Below are 1,560 nucleotides of genomic sequence, written 5' to 3'. Positions count from 1 at the left end.
GCCCCGGGGCATCCCCGACGACGAGATGCGCCGCGTGCTGGACCTGGTGGAGGCCGGCAAGCTCAGCGCGGAGGACGCCCAGAAGCTGATCAAGGCGATGCAGCGGTGAGGCTCAGGCGCCCTGGGTGAGGAAGCGGAAGGGGCGCACGCAGTCCTCGCGCGTGCAGCGGAAGAGGTAGCCCCGGCCGTTGTCTCCGAAGTCCAGGCCGAACGGCATCGCGGCCAGCTGCGCGACGAAGCGCATGGGCGCGTCACAGCACTCCGGGGTGGCTTCACCGTTGAGCCACACCGGCACGCCGCCCACCTTGCTCTCCGGCGCCTCCTCCTGCGCGCGGTCCAGCGCGGCGAGCTGCTCCTCGGTGGCCTCGTTGACGTCCACCGACAGCGCCTCGGTGTCTTCCGTGGCGGGCTCGAAGCCGAGCGTCCATTCCGCGTACGGCTTCACCGGCCCCGGCGGCGCGCTCACGGACGGCGCTCCCGCCTTCACCGGCACCGCCGCGTTGGCGCCCTCCTCCGGATCCCACCGGAAGCAGGCCGTGTCGGGGTTCTCGCACTGGAAGACGTGGACCGACGCATAGGGCGCCAGGTCCAGCCGGCCTTCGACGTGCGGCAGCTGGAAGAGGAAGCGCTGCGGCCCGCCGCACATCTCGCAGGCGGGCCATTCCAGGGGCCCCGGCGCCTCGGGCGTGCCCCCCACCTTCATCAGGGGGACACCGGTGCGGCCAGGGACGAGCGCCCACAGGGGGGCGATGGGACGGGACATGCCCGGACTCTAGAAGTCCGCGATGCGATCGGCCAGCGACGCGTCATCCACGAAGGGGTTGCGGTTCTGCTGGTAGGTCTCGATGGCGTCGTTGCGCGCGACCTCCGCCGCGTCCACCTTGTCCAGCTGGTTCCACTGCTTGAGCACGGCCTCGTCGTCCGCGGGGATGTGCTTGTTGTAGACGGTGGAGAAGTAGAACAGCGCGCGCGCCACGTTGCCCTTGTGCTCGTCGGGCGGCTCGAAGACGGTGCGGCCCTTCTCGTCGGTGCCGAACTTGGCGCCGTTCTCCTGCCACTTCACGTTCTTCACCGTGCCGAAGGGCCAGTTGCCGCGGATGGAGTTGGCCTTGCTGTCCGTGGGGAACAGGTGGTGCAGGTCCGCCTTCGCCGCGCCCGTGGCGCCCTTGGACTGGGGCCACGTGTGCTCGGTGTTCATCACGTTGCTGCTGGGAATCTTGTTCGTCGTGACTTCCTTGCCCGTGTAGACGCACTTCACCTTGCCGTCGTGGTTGTCGAGCGTGGTGAAGATGATCTTCCGCGCCTGGTTGTAGCCCAGGTCCTTGTGCTTGCTGACCGCGTCGTGCAGGGCGTTGATCAGCGCCTGGTCCTTCAGCCCGTCGTAGCGAGGATCCGACTTGGGCGGCACGTCCTCCACCGGCACCTGCGGCGCGGGCACGGGCGTCGTCGGAGTGGTCGGGGCCTTCTTCGCGGACGGGCCGGCCTCGAACGTGGAGACCGACGAGAAAGCCTTCGGGGTGATGCGGGCCGGGGTGGCCGGGGCCGACGCGGAGTTCGTCG

3 protein-coding genes are annotated in these 1,560 nt (G+C 69.6%); 1 reads left to right on the top strand and 2 read right to left on the bottom strand.

Annotated elements, in window-relative coordinates:
• Window positions 1-25: 25 nt before the first annotated feature.
• Window positions 26-109 (top strand): SHOCT-like domain-containing protein, encoded by an 84-nt coding sequence (locus D7X55_RS47660; RefSeq protein ID WP_407921821.1) that lies wholly within the window; start codon window positions 26-28, stop codon window positions 107-109.
• 3 nt (window positions 110-112) lie between these two features.
• Here D7X55_RS47660 and D7X55_RS39345 read toward each other — a convergent pair whose 3' ends face one another.
• Together D7X55_RS39345 and D7X55_RS39340 are read right to left on the bottom strand one after the other, a co-directional pair.
• Window positions 113-763, bottom strand: a complete 651-nt coding sequence (locus D7X55_RS39345) for a hypothetical protein (protein WP_120549848.1) — start codon at window positions 761-763, stop codon at window positions 113-115.
• 9 nt (window positions 764-772) lie between these two features.
• Window positions 773-1,560, bottom strand: a 788-nt coding sequence (locus D7X55_RS39340) for an endonuclease I family protein (RefSeq protein WP_121725692.1), incomplete at its 5' end; no start/stop codon positions are given.

Origin of the sequence: Corallococcus sp. AB049A (assembly GCF_003668885.1) — a bacterium.
Lineage (GTDB): Bacteria > Myxococcota > Myxococcia > Myxococcales > Myxococcaceae > Corallococcus > Corallococcus interemptor.
This window is presented reverse-complemented; position numbering and strand designations above follow the sequence as displayed.